We start from the raw sequence: 23,563 nt of genomic DNA on the forward strand, positions 1-23,563 counted from the left end.
CCGCCTCGCAACGCAGCCGGTGGCCACAGACGCGATTTTGAACCGCGAAAGGTTCATGAAAGGTTGACGATATGAGCATCTCTGACAGCGATATGGATTTCACCGTCTGGGCGATCATCGACAAGCCGCGTGAACAGGTGTTCGACGCGGTCGTGGACCCCGACAAGCTGGCGGCCTATTTCACCACCGGCGGGGCCAGGGGCCGGATGGATCGCGGGGCCAAGGTCAGGTGGGAATTTGCCGATTTCCCCGGCCCCTTCGATGTCGATGTGCTGGTCGCCGATGCGCCCGAGCAGGTTCAGTTCGACTGGCCCTCGCCTCTGGGCAAGGGGATGAGCCGCGTTACCTTTCGCTTCGGCGCGCTGACCGAGGCGCGGACCAAGGTCGAAGTCACCGAATCGGGTTGGCCCGCGACGCCTGAGGGCCTGCAGGCGGCTTATGGCAACTGCATGGGCTGGTCGCAGATGCTGGCGGCGATGAAGGCCTGGCTTGATCATGGCGTGGTGCTGCGAACGGGGATGTACAAATAGCCCAAGGGTGAGGGTGGCGGCGATTGCAGGTTTTACACCTGAATCATTGTTATCAGCCGATGCTGTGACGCATGCGCCTGTTGGGACCGCAGCACCTATCCCATGCCCAGAGGATCGCGCCGCTTTTGCGCGCGCTTGGCGTCGGTGCGCTCGCTCCAGATGGCGATCACGCCCCAACTGAGGCAATAGACCCCCCCGATGGTCAGGATCAGCCAACCGGGAAACGGCCCGATGGCGGCGCGGCCAAGCAGTTCTTCGGTCGAAGTGACGGGCAAGGGGTGAACAATCAGCTTGCCGATATAGGCGACGGTCTGGATCAGCAGGATCCAGAAGTAATTGCGCCGGATGCGTCGCCCGACGGCGGTCCACATGCTGACGTGATATCGGGGATGCATGTAGTCATTGGCGAGGCGGTCCTGCCAGTGTTCCTCGAGGTGCAGATCGCCCTCTTTCAGCATCGGCGCCATGAAATGCAGTTCCAGCCAGCGGCAGCGGGCGCGCCAGACGTTGAAATAACGATAGCGCCGTGCCTCGAGCATCAGGAAAAAGACGATCAGGATGCCCACCAGAATAAGCGGCAGCGGCGAGGCTTGGGGCGAGGCGAAAGTGATCGACAGCGCGACACCAAGCGTGACCACCGACCAGTTCGTCGTGGTATCCAGCCGCGTGCGCCAGATGGTCGAGCGGTAAACCTCTCCGCGATAGAGATGGGCGATCACACCCATTTCGGCGGAATCGAGCTGTTTGCGCTCTTTGACCGGTCCGTCCATCGCTGCCTCCATCCCTATGGTCAGCTTGCACTTTTCGGTCTGTCCTCGCAAGGATTGCGGGCGCTTAGCGGCCCACTGCCTCGCGCCAGTGACGCCTGCAAAGCGAGACATAGGTTTCGTTGCCGCCAACCTGCACCTGGGCACCCTCGGTGATGGCGCGGCCATCCTCGCCACGACGGATCACCATGGTCGCCTTGCGCCCGCAATGGCAGATGGTGCGGACCTCGCGCAGATCATCGGCCAGCGCCAGCAACGCGGCGCTGCCCGGGAACAACTCGCCCCGGAAATCGACCCGCAGCCCGTAACACATGACCGGTATGCCCAGATCATCGGCCACGCGGGCCAGTTGCCAGGCCTGATCCCTGGTCAGGAACTGCGCCTCATCGATGAAGATGCAGGCCAGATCCGTGCCCTGGCTGCCGATCAGCGCAAAGAGATCGGTGGCGCTGTCAAAGGTCAGCGCGTCGTCAGAGATGCCGATCCGGCTGGCGATGCGCCCGGTGCCGGCGCGATCATCCAGCGCGGCGGTCAAGAGCAGCGTCGCCATCCCGCGTTCGCGGTAGTTGTAAGAGGCCTGCAACAGCAAGGTGCTTTTGCCGGCATTCATGGTCGAATAGTGGAAATAAAGCTTGGCCATGAACGCAGCAGATAGCGCCGCCAGCGCGGGGCGACAAGATACCAGGGTGCAGGCAAGCGTTTCCCCCCGCGCGCGACCAGCCGTGCGATGACCGAAACCGGGGAAGGATCGTCCTGTCGGACGATCCTGTCGCTGCCGCCCGGCGTTAACCGCGCGGTGTCGCCACCATGCGGAGGGCCCCAACCATCGCGTTGCGGCCCCCGGGCATTTCTGGCATAAGATCCGCATGGCGGCGGTCTGATCCGTTTCGCGCAATGCTGCGACGCCTTTTTCGATACTCACATTTCAGGTTATACGATGCGTGACCCATTGTTCCGCATGGCCCTTGTTTTGGGCGTGCTATCCGCCGTCGGTCCTTTTGCGATCGACATGTATTTGCCGGCCATGCCGCAGGTCGCCGCCGATCTTGGCACGACCGAGGCCGGCGCTGCGCTGACGCTGACATCCTATTTCATCGTCTTTGGTCTGGCGCAGATGATCTATGGCCCCATGTCCGACGCGATCGGGCGCAGAACGCCGATGATCATCGGCGTCACCATATTTTTGGTGGCGACCATCGGTGCAGCGCTGGCCCCCGACATCGGCTGGCTGATCGCCGCACGCGCGGGGCAGGGGCTGGGTGCGGCCACGCTGATGGCGGTGCCGCGCGCCGTGATCCGCGACAAGGCGACGGGCCCTGCGGCGGCAAAGATGATGGCTGCGATCATGATCGTGATCGCGGTCTCGCCCATGCTGGCGCCGCTGACCGGGTCGATGGTGATGCTGTGGGGCGGCTGGCGCGAGATTTTTGTCGTGCTTGCCATCGCGGCACTGGTCAGCCTGTGCCTGATCCTGTTCGTGCTGCCCGAAACGCTGGCGCCGGAAAGCCGGCGCCCGGTGCGGGTGGCACCATTGCTGAGGGGGGCGAAGCGACTGCTGAGTGATCGCCGCTTTATGGGGCTGACCATGATCGGCGGCTTTGGCATGGCCAGCTTTTTCGTCTTTCTGTCCAGCGCCAGCTTTGTCTATACGCGGCAATATGGCCTTAGCCCCACTGGGTTTTCACTGGCCTTCGCGGTCAATGCGATCGGCTTTTTCACGGCCTCGCAATTCGCCGGCTATCTCGCAGAACGTTACGGGATGGAGCGGGTCATCTCGCTGGCGATCACCGGCTTTGCCGGGTTCGCGCTGCTGCTGACGGCGGTGGTCTGGCTGGGTGTCGATCACCTGCCCGTGGTGATGGCGGGTCTGTTTCTGGCCAATGCCTGCCTGGGGTTGGTGATGCCGACCGCGATGGTCATGTCGCTGGACCCGCATCCCGACATCGCCGGGCTGGCCTCGTCCCTGGGCGGCACGATCCAGATGCTGACCGGCGGGATCATGATCGCGCTGACCGGGCCGATCATGGATAATACCGTCAGCACCATGGTTCCGGCGATTGCGCTTTGCGCGTCTTTGGCATGGGGCGCGGCGGCTGTCTCTTTGCCCCGGTTGCGCTGGCGCGCGGCCTAGGCACGCAAGGGCCGGTTTTGCTGTTGACTCTGCTGCTTCGCGCTGTAAAAGGCGGGCTTCAATCGAATTCCACGGGGCCGCGACGCGTGTGCTGCCGTAGCAGGAGCAGATGAAATGGCGAAGCCGACGACGATCAAGATCCGCCTGAACTCGACGGCGGGCACCGGGCACTTCTACGTTACCAAGAAGAACGCCCGCACCATGACTGAAAAGATGACCGTGAACAAATACGATCCGGTTGTCCGCAAGCATGTCGAATACAAGGAAGGCAAGATCAAGTAAGATCACGCCAATTCCTGAATGATAAGAACCGCGCCCATTCGGCGCGGTTTTTTCGTATCCGGGGCTTGGTGATCTTTGCGGGCCGGGCCAGGCGCGACGAAAAAGGCCGGACGCGAACGCCCGGCCTTGTCCTTGATTCGATCTGGTCGCTCGTGGCGATCAGTCGCGCGATGCGCCCAGGAACTGCAGCAGGAACATGAACAGGTTCAGGAAGTCCAGGTACAGTTGCAGCGCGCCCATGATGGCGGCCTTGCCCAGGAAGTCCCGGTTCGAGTTCGCCATCGCCAGATAGGTGTTCTTGATGTTCTGCGTGTCATAGGCCGTCAGGGCCGAGAACAGCAGCACGCCGATGATCGAAATCGCAAACTGCATCGCTGAGGATTGCAGGAAGATGTTCACGACCATGGCGACGATCAGACCGATCAGGCCCATCATCAAGAAGGTCCGCATGCCCGACAGGTCGCGCTTGGTCGTATAACCATAGAGCGACAGGCCGGCAAAGGCGATTGCGGTGATCAGGAAGGTCTGAACCACCGAGGCCGACGTATAGACCATGAAGATCCAGCTGACCGACAGACCGATCAGGGCTGCGAAGCCGTAAAAGATCATCGTCGCCGCCGAGGTCGACAGCCGGTTCAGCATCGCGCCGAAACCAAACACGACCAACAGTGGGGCAAACATGATCACCCAACGCAGCGGCGAGGTATAGATCGCCGCGCCCAGTGCCGTCAGCGTCCCGTCAGGCGAAACAGCCAATTGGCTGATGCCCCAGGCAAAGACTGCCGTGACCGTCATTGCGATGGCCATCAGGCTGTAGACTTTGCTCATATAGGCGCGCAGGCCTTCATCGATCTCGGCCGAGCGGGTTGCTTGCCCCTGCGCGGTTCGGATCGTGTTGTAATCTGCCATCTAAATCTCCCTCGGCAAATGCCAGACGGGCAGCGACGCCACCCGTTTCTCGTCATGGTAAAATATTGGCAGACTCCCCGGTATTTTCAATCCTGTCAGGGCCGAAAACGACTGCAGAAACGCTAAAATCCGCGTCATCACAGCCGAATGATGACCTTTCCGGTGGTTTTTCGGGCTTCCAGCAGGCGATAGCCCTCTGCAATCTGGTCCAGATCCAGCACCTCGCCGGCATGGGGCGCAAGTTTTCCGTCTGCGAACAGCGCAAAACACTGGGCCAGACTGTCACGCAGGGCCTGCCGGTCCAGGTCGCGATAGCCGCCCCAGTAAAATCCGTAAATGGCGATATTCTTGACCAGGGCATGGTTCAGCGGCAGGCGCGGCGGTTTGCCGCCCGCAAAGCCGATGATCAGGAAGCGCCCGCCCCGGCGCAGCGCGCCAAAGGCGGCCAGCCCCGGCTCGGCGCCGACCGGATCGTACACCACGTCGATGGGGCCAAATTCGCGCAAGGCGGCCTTGAGATCGGGGCTGTCGTCGCTGTCGATCAGATCGTCCGCGCCCGCCTCGGCAACGATGCCCAGCCTTTCGGGAACACGCGCCACGCCGATCACCCGCGCACCGATGGCGCGCCCGATCTGCACGGCGGTCAGGCCGACGCCGCCAGCGGCACCCAGCACGGCCAGAGTTTCGCCGGCCTGCAGCCCGGCGCGATGCACCAGCGCCAGATGACTGGTGCCATAGGCGATCTGAAAGCCGGCAGCCTGGTCAAAGGACATGTTGTCCGGGATCTTGAGGCAGGCATCGGCAGGAACCGCCATGACCTCGGTCATGGTCCCCGGCGCCCAGACTGCCACGCGGTCGCCCGGCATCAGCCCGCTCTCTGCAGGGGCGGTGATCACTTCGCCCGCGCCCTCAAGCCCCGGCACGAAAGGAAAGGGCTGAGCCTCCTGATACTGCCCACGGCTTTTCAGGATATCGGCAAAGTTCAATGCTGCCGCGCGCATTCGGACAAGAACGCGCTGGTCGGCGGCGGTCGGTGCCGCAGTGGTTGAAACCACCGGTAGTGATTCGCTTTGGGGAATCCGGGCTATTCGAATGTCTTTCATCGCGTCCTTTCGTGAACTGTCCATTTGGACAATATTTTGCCATCTGGTAGAGAAACAGTTGCAGACTGCGCAATCCGAGACCTGTCTTTTTGGTCAGGAAAGGGTTCCTTTACCATCATCGTTGTCGAAAAGTCAGCCGGGCTGGGTTACTGCCCTCATAGATTGAGTGAGGTGAGTTATGAAGCACGGTGTAGATGTTCATGTGGGTAAGCGTATTCGCCATCGTCGGTGGATGATAGGTATGACCCAACAACAATTGGCAGAAGCAGTTGGAATCAAGTTCCAGCAGATCCAGAAATACGAGACCGGGATGAATCGCGTCTCTGCCTCGCGTCTTTGGGATATTGCGCGGGCGCTGGAAGTGCCTGTCAGCTTCTTCTTCGACGGCTTGCACGAAGACGCGACGGCCACAGAGGTCGAAGGGGATATTCTGGGCGACAAGGAAGCTCTGCAACTGGTGCGTGCATATTACGCCATGCCGGTCGCACAGCGCCGCCAGATTTTCGAACTGGCGCGGGTTCTGTCCGACGCAGCTTGAAAGCGCCGCGGCACATCTGACGAATAGGGCGCGAACCACGGATCGCGCCCCGCGTCTTCCCCGATGTCGCCGCTTGCTTTATGCCTGCCCGCAGATCCTGTAGGGGCCGGGCATGACCGATGACAGAAACGACATCATGGCCACTGCGCATCTGCTGGCAGATGCCGCGCGGGCCGAGATCCTGCCCTATTTTCGACGCAGTGATCTGCATTCCGAAAACAAGCTGAGCACCGGCTTTGATCCGGTGACAGAGGCCGACAAGGCCGCCGAGCGCGCCATGCGTCAGGTTCTGGCAGAACGCCGGCCTGATGATGCGGTGATCGGTGAAGAATACGGCACCAGCGCCGGGACCTCCGGCATCCGCTGGATTCTGGACCCGATCGACGGCACCCGTGCCTTTATCTGCGGCGCGCCCAGTTGGGGCGTGCTGATCGGTGTCGGCAATGACGCCGGTCTGACATATGGCATCATCGATCAGCCCTATACCGGCGAGCGGTTCGAAGGCGGCTTTGGCCGCGCGCGACTGATCGGGCCGCGCGGCGAAGAGCCGCTGCGCACGCGGCGTGGTGTGGCGCTGTCGGATGCAACGCTGATGACGACCTTTCCCGAGGTCGGTACTGCCGAGGATGGCGCGGCGTTTCAGCGCGTCGCCGCCAAGGCGCGGCTGACGCGTTATGGGCTGGATTGCTATGCCTATGCCCTGCTGGCTTTGGGGCATATCGATCTGGTGATCGAGTCGGGGCTGCATGTCTATGATATCGCGGCACCGCTGGCCGTGGTTCAGGCGGCAGGCGGTGTTGTGACCGATTGGCAGGGCGGCTCGGCCGAGGCGGGCGGGCGTGTCATCGCTGCCGCATCGCCGGAAATTCACGCGGCTGCATTGGATTTTTTGCAAGGCTGACGTAAACGGCTGTTGTTCCTACCGGCAAAGCGAGGCGCGCATGTCTGATCAGATCACCGAGCAGCCCGAAGCCGAGGAAGACGAGGAGTTCATCCCTCGTCGCACGGTGCTTCGACAGATTGACGCGGCGCTTGAGGCCGATGATGCCACGCAACTGGAACAGTTGCTCGAGCCGATGCACGCGGCCGACATCGCCGATATCATCGAACGGCTGGACCCTGCCGATCGCCGCAAGTTCCTGCAGCTTTACTCGATCGAGATGGACGGCGAGATCCTCTCGGAAATCGACGAGGCGATCCGCGACGAGGTGATCGAGGCCCTGCCCAAAGAGGTGCTGGCCGAAGCCGTCCGGGAAATGGACAGCGATGATGTCGTCGACCTGATCGAGGACATGGACGAGGGCGAGCGCGAGGAAATCCTTGCCGCGCTGGACGAATCCGACCGTGCCGCCGTCGAACAGTCACTGACCTATCCCGAATATTCGGCCGGCCGTCTGATGCAATCCGAGGTGGTGACCGCGCCGCCGCACTGGACCGTGGGTGAAACCATCGACTTTCTGCGCGCCGAGGACTGGCTGCCCGAGCAGTTCTATCACATCATTCTGGTCGATCCGCGCCGCCATCCCGTGGGCTATGTGGCCCTTGGCAGGCTGCTGGCCTCATCCCGGCCGATCAAGCTGACCGACATCACCGAAGACAGTTTCCGCACCATCAGCGCCACCGCGGATGAGGGCGATGTGGCTTATGCGTTCAACCAGTATCACCTGATTTCCGCGCCCGTCGTGGATAATGATGAGCGTCTGGTGGGCGTCATTACCATAGACGACGCCATGTCGGTGCTGGACGAGGAACACGAAGAAGACATCCTGCGCCTGGCCGGTGTGGGCGAGGATTCGGCAATCACCGATACGGTGATGGAAACGCTGCGGCAGCGCCTGCCGTGGCTGGCGGTGAACCTTGCCACTGCCGTTATCGCCTCGCTGGTCATCGCCATGTTCGAGGATACGATCAGCGCCATTGTCGCGCTGGCCGTGCTGATGCCCATCGTCGCCTCGATGGGCGGTAATGCCGGCACCCAGACACTGACCGTCGCGGTGCGCGCGCTGGCCACCAAAAGCCTGTCGGGCGGCAATGTCATGCGCGTGGTCAGGCGAGAGGCCATCGTGGGCCTGTTGAACGGGCTGGCCTTTGCCATCGTCATGGGCATCGTTGCCTGGATCTGGTTTGGCGGCGTCTCACTGGCCGCTGTGATCGCCATAGCAATGGTGGTGAACTTGGCCATCGCCGCGCTGGCCGGCATTCTGATTCCGCTGGCGCTGGAAAAGGTCGGGGCTGACCCGGCGCTGGCCTCGGGCACCTTCGTGACCACGGTCACCGATGTGGTCGGCTTCTTTGCCTTTCTGGGCCTTGCCGCGACGGTGCTGACATGACCGACAAGGCAACGCTCAGGGCGCAGGCGCTGGCGGCGCGCGGGCAGGGTGGCGATCAGGCCGCGCTTGCCGCCAATCTCATGGCGGCGCTGCGGCCTTTTGCGGGGCAGGTCCTGTCGGGCTATTTCCCGATGCGGGACGAGGCTGATCCGCGCGCCGCGATGGCCGCACATGAGGGCCCTGTCTGCCTGCCGGTCGTGCCCGGCAAGGCCGTGCCGCTGATCTTTCGGCAATGGGATGGCGGGGCGCTGGTCGCGGGTTCTTTCGGGACCTCACACCCCTCCGAGGATGCCGCTGTGCTGACGCCAGAGGTGCTGATCGTGCCGCTGGCGGGCTTTGACCGCGCCGGCAACCGCATCGGCTATGGCGGTGGATATTACGATCGCACGCTGGAACTGCTGCGCAGGGCGGGTCCGGTGACCGCCATCGGGCTGGCATTTGCGACGCAGGAACTGGCTGCGATTCCGGCCGAGTCCTTTGATCAGCCGCTTGATATGGTTGTGACCGACCGCGAAACAATCAAGATATAGCGTCCCGCGCCGCGCCTGCGATTTTTTTCGCCTGCGCGCCGTTACCGTTTCGTCACAATCTCACGGCGCCCATCTGACCACCATTTGGGGGCGGATCAGTGGATAACCCTGTGGAAATCGCGTGAATCCTGCTGGCGAAGCCCGCCATATCATTGAAATTTTTGTCCTTGTTAAGGTTTCATTAAGCTTTCGAGTCGCGGCAATGCAGCATTCTGCCGCGTCGCCGCGATCAAATCTTGTCAACAGAAAAGACTGCTCACGAGATGTAAAAAATCTGTTGAAAGCGACCGAGAGACACGTCAGTTTGTGTTTTGCGGCCAAGGCGCACACAACATATGGTGGCACTCGTTAAGGACCATCAGGCGCGGCACGGCCACTTCAATGATCGAGTTCGGATCAGGCGCGACATCGTCTGAACGGTCCCGCCTTTGCGGGCCGATGGGCCGACTCCGCAACGCGAGACAATCCCGGGAACCGGGAACAGGGACAAGAAGAGGGCAGGCATGAAGATCGAACGTCGTTTTACCACGGAAGACAGCGGCGCCTATGGCGACATCGAATTCCGCAACACCGTCAGCGAAATCCGCAATCCCGATGGGAAGCTGGTGTTCCAGAATGAGCATGTCGAGGTGCCCAAGGGCTGGAGCCAGGTCGCCAGCGACGTCATTGCCCAGAAATACTTCCGCAAGGCCGGCGTGCCGGCCGCAATGAAGCGGGTAAAGGAAAAGGGCGTGCCGGAATTCCTGTGGCGCTCGGTCCCTGATCAGGACGCGCTCTCGGCGTTGCCCGAAGATCAGCGTTTCATCGGCGAAAACAGCGCCCGGCAGGTCTTTGACCGTCTGGCCGGCGCCTGGGCCTATTGGGGCTGGAAGGGCGGCTATTTTACCGATGAGGCCGATGCCAGCGCCTATTACGACGAGATGCGCCACATGCTGGCCCGGCAGATGGCCGCGCCGAACAGCCCGCAATGGTTCAACACCGGTCTGCACTGGGCCTACGGCATCGACGGTCCGGGGCAGGGCCATTTCTATGTCGATTACAAGACCGGCAAACTGGTCAAATCCGACAGCGCCTATGAGCACCCGCAGCCGCATGCCTGCTTTATCCAGTCGGTCAGCGATGATCTGGTGAACGAGGGCGGCATCATGGACCTGTGGGTCCGCGAGGCGCGCCTGTTCAAATACGGGTCGGGCACCGGCACCAACTTTTCCAGCCTGCGTGCCGAGGGCGAAAGCCTGTCGGGCGGCGGCAAATCGTCGGGCCTGATGGGGTTCCTGAAGATCGGCGACCGTGCTGCGGGCGCGATCAAATCGGGCGGCACCACGCGCCGCGCGGCCAAGATGGTGATCTGCGACATGGATCACCCCGATATCGAACAGTTCATCAACTGGAAGGTCATCGAGGAACAAAAGGTCGCCAGCCTCGTCGCCGGATCCAAGGTCCACGAGCAGAAACTGAACGAGATCTTTGCCGCGATCCGCGAATGGGATGGCAGCATCGAGGACGCGACAGATCCCGCCAAGAACGAGGCGCTGAAAGCCGCGATTCGCGCCGGCAAGAAGGCGATGATCCCGGAAACCTATGTGAACCGGATTCTGCAATACGCGCGTCAGGGATTTGATTCGATTGAGTTTCCGACCTACGATACCGATTGGGACAGCGAGGCTTACGTCACCGTCTCGGGCCAGAACAGCAACAACTCGGTCCGCGTCACCGACGCCTTCCTGACGGCTGTGCGCGAAGACGAGCCGTGGGAATTGCTGCGCCGCATCGACGGCAAGGTCGCCAAGACCATCAGCGCACGCGAGCTGTGGGATCAGGTGGGCCACGCCGCATGGGCCTGCGCCGATCCCGGCATCCAGTTCCACGATACGGTCAACGCCTGGCACACCTGCCCCGAAGATGGCGCGATCCGCGGGTCGAACCCGTGCAGCGAATACATGTTCCTGGACGACACCGCCTGCAACCTGGCATCGATGAACCTGCTGACCTTCTTCAAGGACGGTGAATTCGACGCCGAGGCCTATGTTCACGCCACCCGGCTGTGGACCGTGACGCTGGAAATCAGCGTGCTGATGGCGCAGTTCCCCTCCAAGGAAATCGCGCAGCGGTCCTATGACTACCGGACGCTTGGTCTGGGCTATGCCAATATCGGCGGCCTGTTGATGAATATGGGTCTGGGCTATGACAGTGACGAGGGCCGTGCGCTCTGCGGCGCGCTGACCGCGATCATGACCGGCGTCGCCTATGCCACCAGCGCCGAAATGGCGGGCGAATTGGGTGCCTTCCCCGGTTATGCGCGCAACGCCGATCACATGCTGCGTGTCATCCGCAACCACCGCGCGGCTGCCCATGGCGCTGACAGCTTTGAGGGCCTCAACGTCAATCCGGTCGCGCTGGACGCCAAGAACTGCGCCGACAAGCGGCTGGTCGCCATGGCCCGCGAGGCATGGGATGAGGCGCTGGCACTGGGCGAAAAGCACGGCTACCGCAACGCGCAATCCACCGTCATCGCGCCCACCGGCACGATCGGTCTGGTGATGGATTGCGACACCACCGGCATCGAGCCCGATTTCGCGCTGGTGAAATTCAAGAAACTCGCCGGCGGTGGTTACTTCAAGATCATCAACCAGTCGGTGCCTGCGGCGCTGGAAAAGCTGGGCTATGGGTCCGCGCAGATCGAAGAAATCATCGCCTATGCGGTGGGCCACGGTTCGCTTGGCAACGCGCCCGGCATCAACCACACGGCGCTGGCTGGCCACGGTTTCGGCCCGCGCGAGATCGAAAAGGTCGAGGCCGCGCTGGCCACCGCCTTTGACATCCGCTTTGTCTTCAACCAGTGGACGCTGGGCGAGGATTTCTGCAAGGACACACTGGGCATCCCTGCGGCCAAGCTGAGCGACCCCAGCTTTGACCTGCTGCGCCATCTGGGCTTTACCAAGGCGCAGGTCGAGGCCGCCAATGACCATGTCTGCGGCACCATGACGCTGGAAGGCGCGCCTTTCCTGAAGGAAGAGCATTACGTTGTCTTCGATTGCGCCAATGCCTGCGGCAAGAAGGGCAAGCGTTACCTGTCCGTCGACAGCCACATCCGCATGATGGCCGCCGCGCAGTCGTTCATCTCGGGCGCGATTTCCAAGACCATCAACATGCCCAATGACGCCACCATCGCCGATGCGCTGGCATCCTACGAATTGTCGTGGTCGCTGGGGATCAAGGCCAATGCGCTGTATCGCGACGGCTCCAAGCTGTCACAGCCGCTGGCATCCGCGCTGGTCGAGGATGACGAAGAGGCCGAAGAGATCCTGACCAATGGCAGCGCGCAGGAAAAAGCGGTCGTGATTGCCGAAAAGATCGTCGAAAAGATCATCGTCAAGGAAATGGTCCGCACGCATCGCGAAAAACTGCCTCAGCGGCGCAAGGGTTATACCCAGAAAGCCATTGTCGGCGGTCACAAGGTCTATCTGCGGACCGGCGAATATGATGACGGCAATCTGGGCGAGATCTTCATCGACATGCACAAGGAAGGCGCTGGCTTCCGGGCGATGATGAACAACTTTGCCATCGCCGTCTCGGTGGGCCTGCAATACGGTGTCCCGCTGGAGGAGTTCGTCGACGCCTTCACCTTCACCCGGTTCGAGCCGGCAGGGATGGTGCAGGGCAATGACAGCATCAAGAACGCAACCTCGATCCTTGATTATGTCTTCCGCGAACTGGCCGTGTCCTATCTGGACCGCACCGATCTGGCCCATGTCAAACCCGAGGGCGCCAGCTTTGACGACCTGGGCGACGGCGAAGGCGAGGGCCGCCCGAACGTGGCGCCGGTCACCGACCAGTCAGAGCTGAAGTCGCTGACCATGCTGAAACAGATCAGCAGCGCCGGCTATCTGCGCAAGCGTCTGCCGCAGGAACTGATGGTGCTGCAGGGCGGTGTCTCGACCGCCGCCGTGGCAACCGGCATGGCCGAGGCCGCCGCGACCTTCGAGGTGGCCGAACTGTCCACCCTGAAAACCGTCGACGCCCGCACCAAGGCCAAGATGCAGGGTTACGAGGGCGATCCATGCGGCGAATGCGGCAACTACACGCTGGTCCGCAACGGCACCTGCATGAAGTGCAACACCTGCGGCGGCACGTCCGGGTGTAGCTGATGAGTAAGGAGGCTGGTATGAAAACTATTCGCGAACTATTCAAGAAATTGCCTGTGTCAGGCGAAGTTTTGGATGCGATGCGTAGGTTCAATCTGTCTCCGAACGTTGACGGAAAGGCGCGGTCCGTAAAGGACCTCGCCATCAAGCTGGGGTTCGATGTTCGGCTGTGCTCGATGCCGAAGGGCAGAGCAGGAAGACTGGTGCCAGACCCATTCGCGGAAAATGGATACTGCATCGAGATCAGTGAGAAGCAGAGTCGTCAGAGCCAAAGATGGACGGTTCTACACGAGATGGGTCATTTCTTCCTGCACGTGAATCGATCCGATCCATTTGCGTTCGACAAGTATCTGGATCGGTCGTCGGAAGCCTTTTACGAAAATCTAGTTGAAGAGCGAGAAGCAAATCAATTTGCGGCGGTTCTGCTCTTTGGGGACGGCGCGCTGCATGGCGCGTCAGGTATTTACGGTCAGAACATTGAGAAATTGGCCCGTCACTTTGGAGTATCAGAGAAAGTCGTAGAGATTGCGATGAAGCAATTTGGGATCGCGTAAAGAAGGCGCCCCACCAGTTTTGTCAGGCCAAGGTCGCGGGCCACTCCTCCACATCCCGCGCCCCTATCGAAGCAGCCAGCCGCCCGGCAAGAGGCGCAGCCTGACACCAAAGCCCCCCGCCGCGTGGCAGCGCGGCGGGGGGCGGCCGTTTCTGTGGGGCGCGCCACGCGGCATCCCCCTTGCGGCGACCCCGGCGGCGAGCATAGGTTGAGGGCATCGTAATTCAGCAGGGCAGCCATGCGTATCGGCATTCTTCAATGCGGCCAGTCACCCGACGTTTTGAAAGCGTCGCTGGGGGATTACCCGGACATGTTCACAAGGCTGTTGGCCGATCGCGGGTTTGAGTTCCAGAACTGGCATGTCGAGGCGATGCAGTTCCCCGAGCATGTGACCGATGCCGATGGCTGGCTGATCACCGGATCGCGCTGGGGCGCCTATGAGGATCACGAATTCATCCCGCCGCTGGAGGATTTCATCCGCCGCGCCTATGAGGCAAGGGTGCCGCTGGTCGGGATCTGCTTTGGCCATCAGGTCATCGCGCAGGCGCTGGGCGGTAAGGTGATCAAGCACCCCGACGGCTGGGCCGTGGGCGCACAGGATTACGATTTCGGCGGCGAAAAGATCGTGCTGAACGCCTGGCATCAGGATCAGGTGGTCAGCCTGCCCGAGGGTGCCGAGGTCGCTGGCCGCAACGCGTTTTGCGAAAACGCCGCGCTGATCTACAGCGATCGCGCCTATAGCGTGCAGGCGCATCCGGAATTTGACGATGCCTTCGTGCAGGGCCTGATTGACCATCGCGCCAAGGGCAAGGTGCCGCCCGAACTGCTGGACGCTGCAAAGGCGCGGATGGGTCAGTCCAATGACAGCCCGCTGCTGGCCGAACAGATCGAGGCGTTTTTCAAACAGCCCCGCGCCATCGCGAAAGGGGCTGCCTGATGTATCGCCCCGAAGCCTTTGCCGAGGACCGGCTGGAACCGATTGCCTCGCTGATCCAGTCCTATCCTCTGGGTCTGTTGATCACCGTTGGCGCGGATGGCCCGGCTGCCAACCCGGTGCCGTTCGAACTGTCGCCTGATGGTCGCAAGTTGCGGGCCCATCTGGCGCGGGCCAATCCGCAACTGGACGATCTGCGCCGGGGTGAGCCGGTGCTTGTCGTGTTTCAGGGCGAACAAAGCTATATCACACCCAGTTGGTACGCGACCAAACAGGCGACCGGCAAGGTGGTGCCGACCTGGAATTATCTGATGGTTCAGGCGCGCGGTCGGCCCGCGCTGACCAATGATGCCGACTGGCTGCACGACCAGATCGACGCGCTGACCCGGCAGATGGAATCGGCGCAGCCGACGCCCTGGGCGGTGACCGACGCGCCCGACGGCTATGTCGGCGCCATGCTGCGCGGCATTGTCGGCGTCGAGATCGACATTCAGGACCTGCGCGGCAAGTGGAAGGCCGGGCAAAACAAAACCGCCGATGACAGGGCAGGGGTCAGGCAGGGGCTGTCGGCCTCTCATCCCGCGCTGGCGGCAGCGACAGGTGAGGCATGACACATCCCGACTGGATCGCCCGCAGCCCCGAGGCGACGCAGACCTATCTCAAGGATATCCGCCTCGATGAGGTGGAATGTATCGTCGCCGATATCGCCGGCGTGGCGCGCGGCAAGGCGATGCCCGCGTCGAAATTCGCGCGCCAGGAAAAATTCTATCTGCCGAACTCGATCTTTCTGCAGACGATCACCGGCGAATGGGCCGACAACCCGCATGGCGCCTTTACCGAGCCGGACATGGTGCTGACCCCTGATTTCAGCACCGCGACCGCCGCGCCCTGGACAGCCGATTATACGGTTCAGGTCATCCATGACGTCTTTGACCAAAAAGGCGAACCGGTGCCCATCGCGCCGCGCAACGTGCTCAAGCACATCGTGGGCCTTTATCAGGCAAAGGGCTGGAAGCCGGTCGTGGCACCCGAGATGGAGTTCTTTCTCGTCGCGCGCAACATCGACCCCAACCAGCCGATCATCCCGCCCATGGGCCGCACCGGTCGCCGCGCGGCGGCCAAGCAGGCCTATTCGATGAGTGCTGTCGATGAATATGGCAAGGTCATCGACGATATCTATGACTTCGCCGAGGCGCAGGGGTTCGAGATCGACGGCATCCTGCAGGAAGGCGGCGCCGGTCAGGTCGAGATCAACCTGAACCACGGCGACCCCATTGCGTTGGCCGATGAGATCTTCTTTTTCAAGCGCCTGATCCGCGAGGCGGCGCTGCGCCATGACTGCTTTGCCACCTTCATGGCCAAACCCATCGAGGGCGAGCCGGGCAGTGCCATGCACATGCATCACTCGGTCACCGATATCGCCACCGGGCGGAACATCTTTTCCGATGAGGCAGGCCGAGAGACGCCGGAATTCCTGCATTTCATCGCCGGCATGCAAAAGCACCTGCCTGCGGCCGTGGCGTTGTTGGCGCCCTATGTGAACAGCTATCGCCGCTACATTCCGGATTTCGCCGCGCCGATCAATCTGGAATGGGGCCGCGACAACCGCACCACCGGCCTGCGCGTGCCCATATCCGGCCCCGAGGCGCGGCGGATCGAAAACCGCCTGGCGGGCATGGACTGCAATCCGTATCTGGGTATCGCGGCCTCGCTGGCTTGCGGTTATCTGGGTCTGCTAGAGGCAGAAAACCCACGCGCTGAATGCCTGGGCGACGCCTATATTTCCGAAGACGAACTGCCCCTGACCCTTGGTGATGCGCTGGATCTGATGGTCGACAGCGCACCGATGCGTGGCGTGCTGGGCGAGGAATTCGTCGCCGTATACGAATCCGTCAAGCGCAATGAATACAAAGAGTTCCTGCAGGTGATCAGTCCGTGGGAACGGGAACACCTGCTGCTGAACGTATGAGCGCAGGTTCAGGTCGCGGCTGGCGGCGGTTGCTGGTCGGTGTGGCCGTGGCAGGCTGTGCCGTTGCCCTCGGCGTCTATCTGACAGGCCCGTTTTTCGCGACACCCGCAGCGGACAAGGCTGCACCTCATGGCAGCGTGGAGAACCCGGTGCCGCGTTTCTTCCTGTCCGAGCTTGAGGACGATCTGACCGGCGTTACCGTCGTGATCGAAAGCATTGCGTCGGGCCAGCCGTCCGCCATCGGCATCACCGATCCCGCGGTCCTGTCCGCGCAAAGCCAGACCGCCTTTGTTGCCGATAGCGGCAAGGCCTCTTTTGGGGATCTGGCGCTGGCGGTGTTGGCCCGGCCGATACCCTATGCGCCCGCTGTCAGCGCCTATCGCGACGGGCGGCTGCTGCGCAGCTGGGATTGCATCGTCGCGGATTGCGCGAATGGCACCCAGATGGTGCAATCGCTCGCGGCGCTGGTTCAGGCTGGCAGGCCGGTGGTGGATGAACGGCAGTGGTTCGATGATCACGACGCCTATCTGGCCGCCTTGCACCGGATCAAATCATCACCCGACGCCATCACCTATCCCGAAACGCCGTTGGAGCGCGCGCCCTATCCCAATCTTCTCAGCCTGTCGCTGCCTGCGTTTTATGTCGATGCGGCCGTCGATCCTGCATTCGCGCAGGATGGCAATGCCGCGCTGATGAAATGGCTGGCGGGGGAGCTGAGCAGACTGGATCTGCAGGCAGAGCTGCGCGGCGCCAGCCTGACGCGGGTGGACCAGCCTTTGCTGGTCGATCGTTGTGTTGATGGCGCAGTGGTGGCTCCGACGCCGGGCATCAGCATGTGGTCGTCGCTTTATGCGCAGGACGGCAACACCTTGCTGGCGCTGTCGGGCATCACCGCCTGGGAAGGTTTGGCTTCGATCTATATTGCATCGGAGGATATCCCTGAATTGCAGCAGATCGACACGGCAGACCTGCCCGGTCCGCCGTCCGGTAGGCTGACCCCTGATGCCGTTCTGGCGCGGATCGAGGGTACGCTGCGCGACGCCGATGCGCGGTTGGGGCTGGACTGTGTGCGCCCGCTGCTGGTCGAAAACGCCGATGATCTGTCCGGCGGCGTTCGCTTGCTCGACGCGCCGTCCCCTATTACCTATCAGTTGCAATGGACCCAGTTCACAGGCCAGCCCAGACATGAACCTGCTTTACGCCAATGACAGCAAGGGCGCATATCCGCCCAGCCTCTATGCCGCGACCCGCGACCCGCTGGACCCGTTTCCCCAGTTGAAGGGCGAGATCAGGGCCGATGTCGCCGTGGTCGGTGGCGGCTATACCGGCTTGTCCGCCGCGCTGCATCTGGCGCGGGCCGGCTTTGATGTCGCCCTGCTAGAGGCGCATCGCGTGGGGTTCGGGGCGTCGGGGCGCAATGGCGGGCAGATGGGCTCGGGTCAGCGGCAAGAGGTCGACTGGCTCGAGGACAAGCTTGGCCGTGACACCGCACGTCGCCTTTGGGCGCTGGGCGAGGATGCAAAGGCGCTGACCCGCGATCTGGCGGCGCAGTCAGGCGTGCCGGTCCATGCCGGCGTGGCCCATGCCTGCCGATCAAGGGATGAGGTCGATCACGCGCGCAAGCTGGCTGATCTGTTAGCCACGCATTACAACTATGATCAGGTCGCGGCGCTGGATCAGGACGAATTCCGCGCATTGGTGCCTTCGGATGCCTATGTCGGTGGCGCTGTGGATCGCGCGGCAGGGCATCTGCATCCGCTGAACCTGGTCATCGGCATGGCGCGGCTGGCGCAAGAGGCTGACGCACGCATCTATGAACAAACCCATGTCCACCGGATCGAGCACGGCAAGACCGCCGGCGAAAAAAGCATTGTGCGCTGCGACACGGGGCGGGTGATCTGCGATCATGTGGTGTTGGCCGGCAACGGCTATCTGGGCGATCTCAGCGCCCCGGTGGCGCGCCGGGTCATGCCGATCAACAATTACATCGTCGCGACAGAGCCGCTTGGCAATCGCGCGCAAGAGGTGCTGGCCGAGAACATCGCTGTGGCCGATAGCAGATTTGTGGTGAACTATTGGCGCCTGTCCGATGATCAGCGGCTGATCTTTGGTGGCGGCGAGACCAGCGGCTATAAGTTCCCGCGCAATATCAAGGCCAAGGTGCGCCCGCATCTGCTGTCGGTCTATCCGGCGCTGCGCGATGTCGAACTGACCCATGGCTGGGGTGGCACGCTGGCCATTACCATGAACCGGCTGCCCTGTTTCACCCGGCCCGCGCAGAATTGCCTGTCGTCCAGCGGCTTTTCGGGCCATGGCGTCGCCCTGGCGACGCTGGCGGGCAAGCTGATGGCCGATGCGGTGGCGGGGCAGGCGTCGGGATTCGACACCATGGCCGCCGTTCCTTCGCGCAACTTTCCCGGCGGCGGCATGTTCCGCTCGCCGTTGCTGGCTGCGGGCAACAGCTGGTACGCCCTGCGGGACAGGTTGGGATTTTAGGGCATTTCGGCAAACGATCCTGAGGTCATCTCTGGGATCGTCTGGGATCAACGCCCGCTGGCCTCGCCATCACTGGGATCACATGGGAATTGCGTCGATTCTCGAATCAAGCGCCCGTGATTTGTCGTGATTCGCTTTGCGATACGCGTGATTTCTGTGCATGACTTGCTAAATCTGGCTATGGCTGGGATTGCGCGCCAGTTTTTTCGGGACGATCGGTTTGCACTATATGTTGGGTTTTTCTGTAAGGTCAGCGCAATTTATGCGCAATAAGGGCTAATTTTCACGCAATGTTCTTTCGTGGCGAGGCCGCAATTCTGCCGCTCTAACCGCAAAGTCCCGTAAATTTCCATTGCTTCCCATGCTGGCCCATGTCACAACTAACTCACGAAGACGGGCAGTGAAGGGGCGAAAAGACCCCAGAAGGCGAAGCAGACTTCATACAGGCAACCCGTTTTCCAAAATGCCGACCGCATGTGCGAGCAGCACCCCCAAGGTGGCGCGTGACGGTAAGGCCAACCCCGGAAACCGGGGCCCAGTAATGGGAACGAGGGCGGCGGATCGAGCAGTGGCAGCGGCTCGATCCGCCCTTTCTCTTTCGGGTGGTCCGAAAGAGGTGGACGGTGAGGTAAGGAGCGGCACCCGGTGGCGCGTACGTTCAGAGGTTCGGAAGAGGTCAAGGTCGACGCGAAAGGGCGCGTTTCGATCCCGGCCAAGTTCCGTCGGGTCTTTGAACAGAACGACCCCGACTGGCAGCCCGGCAATCGTCCCCAGCTTGTGATCGTCTACGGATCGCGCAAACAGAATCACCTGCGTCTTTTCACCATGCAAGCCATTGAGGAAATCGACCGTGGCATCGCCCGCATGCGGCGCGGCAGCCCCGAGCGTACGGTTCTGGAAACCATGATGAACGGTCAGTCCGAAGAGGCAGAGATCGATGGTGATGGCCGTTTGCTGCTGCCGCTGAAACTGCGCGAAAAGATCGGTCTGGACGACCGCGCCTATTTCATGGCCTCGGGCGATTATCTCAAGGTCTGGAAGCCCGAGATCTACGACGAAGAGGAAGAGCAGCTTGAGGCGTTGATCCCCGATTTCGAACCCGGTGCGGATCCGCTGTCGCTGCTGGACCCCGAGCCCATGGAAGAGGCGGGGGGTTGATCAGATGACCGACCCGCATATACCCGTTCTTCTTCGACCGCTGCTCAGGGCGGTCGAACCCGTTTCAGGCACCTGGGTGGACGGAACCTTTGGCGCGGGCGGCTATGCGCGCGGATTTCTGGAAGCGGGCGCAGATCAGGTCATCGGCATTGATCGCGATCCATCGGTGTTTCGCATGGCCGAGGATTGGGCCAACGATTACGGCGACCGGCTGCGGCTGGTTCAGGGCACATTTTCCGAACTGGACGAACTGGCGGGCGAACCCGTTGACGGCGTTGTGCTGGATCTGGGCGTCAGCTCGATGCAACTGGATCAGGCCGAGCGCGGCTTTTCCTTCCTGCGCGACGGTCCACTGGACATGCGCATGGGCGATGACGGGCCGTCCGCCGCCGATCTGCTGAATACCGCAGAGGAAGGCCAGATCGCGGATGTGCTTTATCATTACGGCGAAGAGCGCGCCGCGCGTCGTATCGCGCGTGCCATCGTCGCGGCCCGCCCGCTTAGCCGCACGGCTCAGTTGGCGGACATCGTCGCAGGCTGTCTGCCGCGCGCCAAGCCGGGCCAGAGCCACCCCGCCACCCGCAGTTTCCAGGCGATTCGCATCTGGGTGAACGATGAATTCGGCCAGTTGATCGCCGGGTTGCAGGCCGCCGAACGGGCCCTGCGCGCGGGCGGCAAACTGGCCGTGGTCAGCTTTCATTCGCTTGAGGACCGGGTCGTGAAACGGTTCATGCAGGCGCGTGCGAATGCCGCAGGCGGGGGCAGCCGCTATGCCCCGCAGGCTGAAACCACGCCCGCCACCTTTACCCTGCCATTCCGCAAGGCCATCGGCGCCGATCCGGGCGAGTTGGACGTCAACCCGCGCGCCCGCTCGGCCCTGCTTCGCGTGGCGATCCGCACCGAAGCGCCAGCCGGGCCTGCGGATGAAACCGGCCTTGGCCTGCCAAGACTGCCTGCCATGGGAGGCGCCTGATGCGCTCTATCATCGTTCTATCCTGCGTCCTGACAGTCATGGGTCTGGCCTTCTGGGCCTACCGCGAGAATTACCGCACACAGGCGGCACTGGATGAGATGCGTCAGGTGCAGGGCCAGATCGGTCAGTTGCGCGAGGATCTGGGCGTCCTGCGCGCCGAATGGGCCTATCTCAACCGCCCGACGCGGCTGCGTGAACTGGTTGATCTGAACTTTGAACGCCTGCGGCTGGTCCCGATCGAATCCGGGCAATTCCTCAGCCTGGCGCAGATTGATTACCCGGCGCCGCCGCCTGTGCCCCCGATGCGCCCGGCTGCGCGTCCGCAATTCATTACCGATCGTGCCGCAGGACTGCTGGTCCCGGCCTCAAGCGAGGTACAACAATGATCCGCACCCCGCTGCGCCCTCTGGCCCGCATCCTGCGCGCGCGCGAAACCGGCGAAAACCCCGATGCCATCGAGGCCGAGAACCGCGCCCGCCGGCACGCCGAAATTCAGGACAAGGCCCGCCGCCGCGCCGAGGGGCGGCTGATCGTCATGGCTGCGGCCTTTGTCCTTGCCTTTGGGACCGTCGGGATGCGCATGGGTTCGCTGGCCGCCAGCGAGCCGACCGAGCCGCAGGGTCAGGTCTCGACCGCGCGCATCATCTCGCAGCGCGCCGATATCACCGACCGCAGTGGCCGCGTGCTGGCAACCAATCTGCTGACCTATTCGCTTTATGCGCACCCGCATCAGCTGATCGACCGTGAGCGCGCGATTTCGGGCCTGATGAAGATCTTTCCTGATCTCGATCCTGACCGGTTGCGGGCCGATCTGACCGGCAACCGCAAATTCCTGTGGATCCGCAAAAAGATCAGCCCCGAGCAGATGCAGGCCGTCCACGATATCGGCGAGCCGGGTCTGCTGTTCGGGCCGCGCGAAATGCGGCTTTATCCCAACGGCCATATCGCCAGCCATATCCTGGGCGGCGCGGCATTTGGCGAAGAGGGCGTCAGCAGCGCCGAAGTGCTGGGCGTTGCAGGCGTGGAAAAGGCCTTTGACGGCTGGCTGCGCGACCCGACCCACGAGGGCGCCCCGCTGTCGCTGTCCATCGACCTGACGGTGCAATCCGCGATGGAGGAAGTGCTGCATTCGGGCATGAAGGTGATGAACGCCAAGGGTGCCGCCGGCATCCTGATGGAGGTCAAGACCGGCGAGATCGTCGCCATGGCCAGCCTGCCTGATTTCGACCCCAACGACCGGCCCCGCCCGCTGCTCAAGGGCGATCCGTCCGATAGCCCGCTGTTCAATCGTGCGGTGCAGGGGCAATACGAGCTGGGTTCGACCTTCAAGATCTTTCCGGTCGTGCAGGCGATGGATCTGGGGCTGATCAATCCCAATACGCAGATCAATTCCAGCACGCCGATGCAGATCGGCAAGTATCGCATCCGCGACTTTCATAACTACGGCAAGAGCCTGTCGGTCACCGATGTGATCGTGAAGTCGTCGAACGTCGCCACCGTGCGGATCGCGCAGATGCTGGGTGCTGACCGGCAGAAGGCGTTCCTGGAAGAACTGGGCTTTTTCGCGCCCACGCCCATCGAGATGGTCGAGGCGCCCACCGGCAAGCCGCTGGTGCCGAAACGCTGGCCTGCAGTGACCTCGGCTACGGTTTCGTTCGGTCACGGCCTCGCGGCCAGCCCGCTGCATCTGGCGGCTGCTTATGCCACCATCGCCAATGACGGCCGCCGCGTGACGCCGACGCTGGTCCATCGTCGGACCCGTCCCGAGGGCGAACGGCTGATGTCGTCGCAATCCGCCGATCTGGCCGTTTCGCTGCTGCGTCAGGTCGTGACCCGCGGCACCGCGCGGCAGGCCGAGGTGGAGGGATATGAGGTTGCAGGCAAGACCGGCACCGCTGACAAGCCACGCCCCGGCGGCGGTTATTACGACAGCAAGGTGGTCTCGACATTCGCCTCGGTCTTCCCGGCCTCTGATCCGGAATATGTGCTGATCGTCACGCTGGACGAGCCCTCTATCCGCAAGGGCGGCGGTGAAAGCCGCACCGCAGGCGCGACAGCCGCACCGGTTGCCGCCGAGGTGATACGCAGGCTTGCCCCGCTGGTTGGCCTCAGCCCGATCACCGACGAAAAGCTGCCGAACATTGCGGCACGGTTCGAACCGCGTGTTGAACCCGGCGCACCCGCTGCTGTAAAGCTCGTCGCAAATAACTGACGG

General features: G+C 62.4%; 22 protein-coding genes. 18 read left to right on the top strand and 4 right to left on the bottom strand.

The features are described from left to right. Positions 1 to 71: 71 nt before the first annotated feature. Positions 72 to 530 (top strand): SRPBCC domain-containing protein, encoded by a 459-nt coding sequence (locus CUV01_RS12465; RefSeq protein ID WP_101460764.1) that lies wholly within the window; start codon positions 72 to 74, stop codon positions 528 to 530. Positions 531 to 625: 95 nt separating this feature from the next. On the opposite strand, the gene CUV01_RS12470 is transcribed toward CUV01_RS12465, so the two are convergent. Both CUV01_RS12470 and CUV01_RS12475 read right to left on the bottom strand, forming a co-directional pair. Continuing rightward, positions 626 to 1,300 (bottom strand): DUF2270 domain-containing protein, encoded by a 675-nt coding sequence (locus tag CUV01_RS12470; protein WP_232962218.1) that lies wholly within the window; start codon positions 1,298 to 1,300, stop codon positions 626 to 628. 64 nt (positions 1,301 to 1,364) lie between these two features. After that, positions 1,365 to 1,937, bottom strand: coding sequence for a thymidine kinase (locus CUV01_RS12475; protein WP_101460765.1), 573 nt, complete (start codon positions 1,935 to 1,937; stop codon positions 1,365 to 1,367). Between the two features lie 297 nt (positions 1,938 to 2,234). On the opposite strand from CUV01_RS12475, the gene CUV01_RS12480 reads away from it, so the two are divergent. Both CUV01_RS12480 and rpmG read left to right on the top strand, forming a co-directional pair. Next, positions 2,235 to 3,428: a multidrug effflux MFS transporter gene (locus tag CUV01_RS12480; RefSeq protein ID WP_101460766.1), complete on the top strand. Its 1,194-nt coding sequence runs from the start codon at positions 2,235 to 2,237 to the stop codon at positions 3,426 to 3,428. A gap of 114 nt (positions 3,429 to 3,542) precedes the next feature. Next, positions 3,543 to 3,710, top strand: a complete 168-nt coding sequence (gene rpmG / locus CUV01_RS12485; protein WP_011750518.1) for a 50S ribosomal protein L33 — start codon at positions 3,543 to 3,545, stop codon at positions 3,708 to 3,710. A 159-nt stretch (positions 3,711 to 3,869) separates the two neighbouring features. Here rpmG and CUV01_RS12490 read toward each other — a convergent pair whose 3' ends face one another. Further along, entirely contained in the window at positions 3,870 to 4,619 is a 750-nt protein-coding gene (locus CUV01_RS12490) for a Bax inhibitor-1/YccA family protein (RefSeq protein WP_101460767.1), read from the bottom strand. Between the two features lie 137 nt (positions 4,620 to 4,756). Further along, complete coding sequence (locus CUV01_RS12495) at positions 4,757 to 5,722, bottom strand: NADPH:quinone oxidoreductase family protein (RefSeq protein ID WP_101460768.1); 966 nt, start codon at positions 5,720 to 5,722, stop codon at positions 4,757 to 4,759. Between the two features lie 178 nt (positions 5,723 to 5,900). Here CUV01_RS12495 and CUV01_RS12500 point away from each other — a divergent pair, with 178 nt between their 5' ends. From CUV01_RS12500 to CUV01_RS12570, 15 genes are all read left to right on the top strand, one after another. Next, positions 5,901 to 6,260, top strand: coding sequence for a helix-turn-helix domain-containing protein (locus CUV01_RS12500; protein ID WP_101460769.1), 360 nt, complete (start codon positions 5,901 to 5,903; stop codon positions 6,258 to 6,260). A gap of 112 nt (positions 6,261 to 6,372) precedes the next feature. After that, entirely contained in the window at positions 6,373 to 7,161 is a 789-nt protein-coding gene (gene hisN, locus CUV01_RS12505) for a histidinol-phosphatase (protein ID WP_101460770.1), read from the top strand. Between the two features lie 40 nt (positions 7,162 to 7,201). Then, on the top strand, positions 7,202 to 8,590 hold the full coding sequence (gene mgtE, locus CUV01_RS12510) for a magnesium transporter (protein ID WP_101460771.1): 1,389 nt from the start codon (positions 7,202 to 7,204) through the stop codon (positions 8,588 to 8,590). Next, complete coding sequence (locus CUV01_RS12515; protein WP_101460772.1) at positions 8,587 to 9,120, top strand: 5-formyltetrahydrofolate cyclo-ligase; 534 nt, start codon at positions 8,587 to 8,589, stop codon at positions 9,118 to 9,120. Before mgtE ends, CUV01_RS12515 begins: the two co-directional genes overlap by 4 nt. 503 nt (positions 9,121 to 9,623) lie before the next feature. After that, complete coding sequence (locus CUV01_RS12520; protein WP_101460773.1) at positions 9,624 to 13,268, top strand: vitamin B12-dependent ribonucleotide reductase; 3,645 nt, start codon at positions 9,624 to 9,626, stop codon at positions 13,266 to 13,268. Positions 13,269 to 13,285: 17 nt separating this feature from the next. Continuing rightward, entirely contained in the window at positions 13,286 to 13,819 is a 534-nt protein-coding gene (locus CUV01_RS12525) for an ImmA/IrrE family metallo-endopeptidase (RefSeq protein ID WP_157994852.1), read from the top strand. A gap of 237 nt (positions 13,820 to 14,056) precedes the next feature. Further along, complete coding sequence (locus CUV01_RS12530) at positions 14,057 to 14,755, top strand: type 1 glutamine amidotransferase (RefSeq protein WP_101460775.1); 699 nt, start codon at positions 14,057 to 14,059, stop codon at positions 14,753 to 14,755. Beyond that, the gene (locus tag CUV01_RS12535) at positions 14,755 to 15,363 is read left to right on the top strand and encodes an FMN-binding negative transcriptional regulator (protein WP_101460776.1); all 609 of its coding nucleotides are present in this window, start codon (positions 14,755 to 14,757) and stop codon (positions 15,361 to 15,363) included. The genes CUV01_RS12530 and CUV01_RS12535 overlap by 1 nt, the downstream gene beginning before the upstream one ends. Next, positions 15,360 to 16,721 (top strand): glutamine synthetase family protein, encoded by a 1,362-nt coding sequence (locus tag CUV01_RS12540; protein WP_101460777.1) that lies wholly within the window; start codon positions 15,360 to 15,362, stop codon positions 16,719 to 16,721. Before CUV01_RS12535 ends, CUV01_RS12540 begins: the two co-directional genes overlap by 4 nt. Further along, a complete protein-coding gene (locus CUV01_RS12545; RefSeq protein ID WP_101460778.1) occupies positions 16,718 to 17,929 on the top strand; it encodes a hypothetical protein in 1,212 nt (403 codons plus the stop codon). The genes CUV01_RS12540 and CUV01_RS12545 overlap by 4 nt, the downstream gene beginning before the upstream one ends. Beyond that, positions 17,907 to 19,217, top strand: coding sequence for an NAD(P)/FAD-dependent oxidoreductase (locus CUV01_RS12550; RefSeq protein ID WP_101460779.1), 1,311 nt, complete (start codon positions 17,907 to 17,909; stop codon positions 19,215 to 19,217). The genes CUV01_RS12545 and CUV01_RS12550 overlap by 23 nt, the downstream gene beginning before the upstream one ends. A gap of 645 nt (positions 19,218 to 19,862) precedes the next feature. Beyond that, the gene (gene mraZ / locus CUV01_RS12555) at positions 19,863 to 20,375 is read left to right on the top strand and encodes a division/cell wall cluster transcriptional repressor MraZ (RefSeq protein WP_101460780.1); all 513 of its coding nucleotides are present in this window, start codon (positions 19,863 to 19,865) and stop codon (positions 20,373 to 20,375) included. Positions 20,376 to 20,379: 4 nt separating this feature from the next. After that, complete coding sequence (rsmH, locus tag CUV01_RS12560) at positions 20,380 to 21,348, top strand: 16S rRNA (cytosine(1402)-N(4))-methyltransferase RsmH (protein ID WP_101460781.1); 969 nt, start codon at positions 20,380 to 20,382, stop codon at positions 21,346 to 21,348. Then, the gene (gene ftsL, locus CUV01_RS12565; RefSeq protein WP_198731816.1) at positions 21,348 to 21,734 is read left to right on the top strand and encodes a cell division protein FtsL; all 387 of its coding nucleotides are present in this window, start codon (positions 21,348 to 21,350) and stop codon (positions 21,732 to 21,734) included. The genes rsmH and ftsL overlap by 1 nt, the downstream gene beginning before the upstream one ends. Further along, positions 21,731 to 23,560, top strand: coding sequence for a peptidoglycan D,D-transpeptidase FtsI family protein (locus CUV01_RS12570; protein ID WP_101460782.1), 1,830 nt, complete (start codon positions 21,731 to 21,733; stop codon positions 23,558 to 23,560). Before ftsL ends, CUV01_RS12570 begins: the two co-directional genes overlap by 4 nt. The last annotated feature ends 3 nt before the right edge of the window (positions 23,561 to 23,563 follow it).

Origin of the sequence: Paracoccus tegillarcae (genome assembly GCF_002847305.1) — a bacterium.
In the GTDB taxonomy this organism is placed as follows: Bacteria; Pseudomonadota; Alphaproteobacteria; order Rhodobacterales; family Rhodobacteraceae; genus Paracoccus; species Paracoccus tegillarcae.